Raw genomic sequence first — 3,167 nt, 5'->3', positions numbered from 1 at the left:
GGTAGCAGCGACGACGACCATCGGAGTGCGCTCTTCGATCCGGTCGCCGTAGTGGTTGAGCCGCCTCACCTCGATGTGCCACTCGTAGACGGGCGCCCCGTTGTCAACGTTGACGGTGGTCAGTCGGGGCGCGGTCATCGGGTCCGCTCAATCTGGTCGGGCGCGTGGTCGTCGCGGCCCCGGCAGAAGCGGTCGTGGCGGTCGAATAGACGGCACTTGATGCGGGAGGCGCGGTAGCCGACGGCCTCGGTCAAGTCCCTCAGCACGGCAGCACCCAGTCCGGGTGGTCCAGCGCCCCACAGGTGCATCGGCACGTGTCCGGGTCGTACCGATGCGGGTCGAGACGGTCGGCCCGGCGGTCGAGGAAGTCCGCCGCACAACGGTGCCCGTCAGCGTGGGTTCCCTGGTCGGTGTCCGGCACGTTGTCGGCCTCGTCGCGTTCGTCCATTGCGGCTGACCGCAGAACTTGGGCGGCGTACTTCTTGGCGATGCCTTCCACGATCGGCAGCAGCGCCTCAACGAGGTCGTCGGGGTCGATGTTCGCGGGGTCGTTGGCCCACAGCGCGGCGGCCAGTTGCTGGCGGATCAGGGCCTTCACTGGTGACACTCGCAGGCGCAGATGAGGCCCTCGCCGTCGCAGTCGGCGCAGCGGATGAAGGCGACGCCGCGTGAGACTCGGACGGTTGCCCGCTTCGGATCGGCGCCGCTGCCCCCGTCGCAGCCGGGACAGTCGATGCAGTTCGGGCAGTTCGCTTCGTCGTGGTCGGTCATGCGGACTCAGCTGCCTTTCGGTCGGCTTCGCATCCGCTGCAGACGCGCTCGAAGCTCTGGTCGTGGACGATGCAGCGCCGCATTGGGCTGGGGACGGCGTGGAGCGGGCGAACCTTCGCGGCGTTGGCGAGGCGGACGTCCTTGCAGTGGCCGCAGTTGCCGGGCCGCTCGACGTTGCCGTGGCGGCTGCACCGATCCGAGTAGAGGGGGGGCGTCGTGCCGGGCCCGCTACTTACGTGAGGTCCCCCCTCTACTTCAGTAGAGGGGTGTGGGGTACGGGTACGGGGGTTCGTCGGTGACGAAGCAGCTGTCGCTTCCGTTTTGCTTCCGTTTTGCTTGACGACTCGCTCAGCGGAATCGAAGCGACTCGCTTCGTCTTTGCTTCGCGCCTTACCGGATGCAACCCCGCCCCGCTCGCCTGCCTTGCGGCGCTGCTCCCGGTCCCTCTCGACCTTCTCCCGTGTCGGGTTGTAGTCCAGGTAATCGTGGACGATGTGCGCGCCGGCAGGCACATCCGGGCAGACCTCGCAGTCGTGCCCGTCGTCGTGCCAGCGGCCGGAACGCACCAGCTCGGCGGCGACCTTCCGGGGGTTGCGGACGTCGGAGACGAGGGTGAGGAACTCAGCTTCGATCACGCCGTCGGTGAGGTTCTCGGAGCACCAGCAGACGGCGGACACGTCCATGCGGAACGCGGCGTCGGAGAGCCCGCGCACTTTCCGGTGCCACGGGTAGCGGTCATCGAACTTGGCCCAGGGCATCAGCCGCGCTCCTCGTTCACCTTGAGCAGCCAGGCGAACGCGACCGACAGCGCGCTCTCGTACATCAGGCAGGGGGTCAGTTCGCGGCGCAGGTCATCGTCAGTGCACTCGGAGCAGGTGATGGGCAGCTCGTGGTGGCGGGCGATGTAGTCGATGAGGTAGCCGACGTTCACCGTGTAGGTGTCGGGGCTCTTGCACATCAGATCGGCCACACTGCGGAGTGACACGATCGGTGGGGCCTTGCTGTCACTGCCCTCTGGCAGGATGCTGTTCACGGGTGCTTCTCCTCCGCTGCAATCGGATGGGGCGGTGCCAAGAGGTCCCGGGGCGTTGGTAGCGCCTTCGGGGCCTCGCCTCATCTTACCCTCCGTCACGCGCATTCCTTGTCCATTCCAGCCACTTCCGGCCCTGTGGATTTGTGCAAATCTCTGTGCACAGGGGTGGAAAACGCGGCGTCGAGGGCGCGTTTCACTTCGCGTTCCTCGCGGGATTCCTCGCGGCAGACGGGCCACATTTCAGCCAGCCACGCGGCGGTGAGCGGATCGGTGGTCACTTCGACTCCTCGCGCATCAGCAACACCCCGGCGAGGAAGCCGTACAGAGTGGCGAACACTGCGCCATAGATCGCGCGAGGGGCATCGTCAGCCAATGCGCCCCAGACCGCGATCCCGAGGTGTGCCAGGGCGACGACCCCCCACATCCACCAGCGGACTCGGAACTTGCGCTCGCCGTTCACGCCGCCAGCCCCTCGTCCTCGGCCCACGCCCGGCACGCCCAGTCGATGATGCGGTCGGAGATCGCGTCGAACAGGCGGAACAGGGCGTCCAGAATGGTGGTCACGCGACTTCCCCTTTCCACCGCAGCGGGTTGGTGACGATCTGCCGCGCCTTGATCCCGGCGCGCCTGCGCATCGCCTTCCGCTCATCGGTGGTGGTCGCCGACCAGACGCCCTCAACGGCGTGGGCCAGGGCTTCGGTCAGGCAGGGGTCACGCAGCGGGCAGCCGGCGCACACCTTCTTGGCGCGTGCGGTGCGGCCCGCGTTGCCCTCGTCGAAGAACAGATCCGGGTCGGCCTCGCATGGTGGGCTGGTCATGCTGCTCTCCGCTCTCGGCGTTGTGCTGCCGCCAGTTGGTATGCGCCTCGGCATCCGCACGGGTCGGCGTCGGCGATCACTTCTCCGCGCCGCTGATGCGCCCGGTATCCGCCCTCGGTGCCGTGGTTGATGTCGGCCTGTTTGCGGCTCTTGCTCAGCTGGCGGTCGGCCAGCAGCTTTCGTCTTTCGGGCGCCGACTTGCCGCCCCACACGCCGATTTCCTCACCGTTGGTGAGCGCCCATTCCAGGCAGGCGTCCTCGTTTTCGCAGCGGCGGCACATTGCTTTCGCCGGGTTCGCTGATCCGCCCCTTTCGGGGAACCAGACGTCCGGGTCCGTCTCGGCGCACAGGGAGTCGGCGTCGAACATGGGACCGGCCCAGGGCAGCGGCTCGGGGATCACGAGGCTTCCTCCACGACTCCGGGGCAGGGGCAGGGTTCGGTTCCGCGCGGGCCGTGCACGGGGCGATGCTTGGTGCAGGGCAGGCCGTGGAACTCGTGGCTGCACCCGGCGCACAGGTCACCGACATACGGCGACTTGCCCTGC

General features: G+C 67.8%; 7 protein-coding genes. All 7 read right to left on the bottom strand.

Annotated elements, in window-relative coordinates; all coding sequences use genetic code 11:
- Nucleotides 1-259: 259 nt before the first annotated feature.
- Entirely contained in the window at nucleotides 260-598 is a 339-nt protein-coding gene (locus ABZE72_RS16450) for a hypothetical protein (RefSeq protein WP_372730115.1), read from the bottom strand.
- 169 nt (nucleotides 599-767) lie between these two features.
- Nucleotides 768-1,529, bottom strand: a complete 762-nt coding sequence (locus ABZE72_RS16445; RefSeq protein ID WP_372730114.1) for a hypothetical protein — start codon at nucleotides 1,527-1,529, stop codon at nucleotides 768-770.
- On the bottom strand, nucleotides 1,529-1,756 hold the full coding sequence (locus ABZE72_RS16440) for a hypothetical protein (protein ID WP_372730113.1): 228 nt from the start codon (nucleotides 1,754-1,756) through the stop codon (nucleotides 1,529-1,531). Before ABZE72_RS16440 ends, ABZE72_RS16445 begins: the two co-directional genes overlap by 1 nt.
- A gap of 143 nt (nucleotides 1,757-1,899) precedes the next feature.
- Entirely contained in the window at nucleotides 1,900-2,082 is a 183-nt protein-coding gene (locus tag ABZE72_RS16435; RefSeq protein WP_372730112.1) for a hypothetical protein, read from the bottom strand.
- On the bottom strand, nucleotides 2,079-2,264 hold the full coding sequence (locus ABZE72_RS16430; RefSeq protein WP_372730111.1) for a hypothetical protein: 186 nt from the start codon (nucleotides 2,262-2,264) through the stop codon (nucleotides 2,079-2,081). Before ABZE72_RS16430 ends, ABZE72_RS16435 begins: the two co-directional genes overlap by 4 nt.
- 100 nt (nucleotides 2,265-2,364) lie before the next feature.
- A complete protein-coding gene (locus ABZE72_RS16425) occupies nucleotides 2,365-2,622 on the bottom strand; it encodes a WhiB family transcriptional regulator (protein ID WP_372730110.1) in 258 nt (85 codons plus the stop codon).
- Nucleotides 2,619-2,990, bottom strand: a complete 372-nt coding sequence (locus tag ABZE72_RS16420) for a WhiB family transcriptional regulator (RefSeq protein ID WP_372730109.1) — start codon at nucleotides 2,988-2,990, stop codon at nucleotides 2,619-2,621. The genes ABZE72_RS16425 and ABZE72_RS16420 overlap by 4 nt, the downstream gene beginning before the upstream one ends.
- Nucleotides 2,991-3,167 lie beyond the last annotated feature (177 nt).

Source organism: Nocardioides sp., assembly GCF_041600255.1.
GTDB lineage: Bacteria > Actinomycetota > Actinomycetes > Propionibacteriales > Nocardioidaceae > Nocardioides.
Note: the sequence above shows the minus strand (reverse complement) of the source record. Positions and strands in the feature narration are given on the sequence as shown.

Bases quoted from the DNA above. Each gene is read 5' to 3' on its own strand.
- ABZE72_RS16445 (WP_372730114.1), bottom strand. From the start codon at position 1,529: ATGCCCTGGGCCAAGTTCGATGACCGCTACCCGTGGCACCGGAAAGTG.
- ABZE72_RS16425 (WP_372730110.1), bottom strand. From the start codon at position 2,622: ATGACCAGCCCACCATGCGAGGCCGACCCGGATCTGTTCTTCGACGAG.
- ABZE72_RS16420 (WP_372730109.1), bottom strand. From the start codon at position 2,990: ATGTTCGACGCCGACTCCCTGTGCGCCGAGACGGACCCGGACGTCTGG.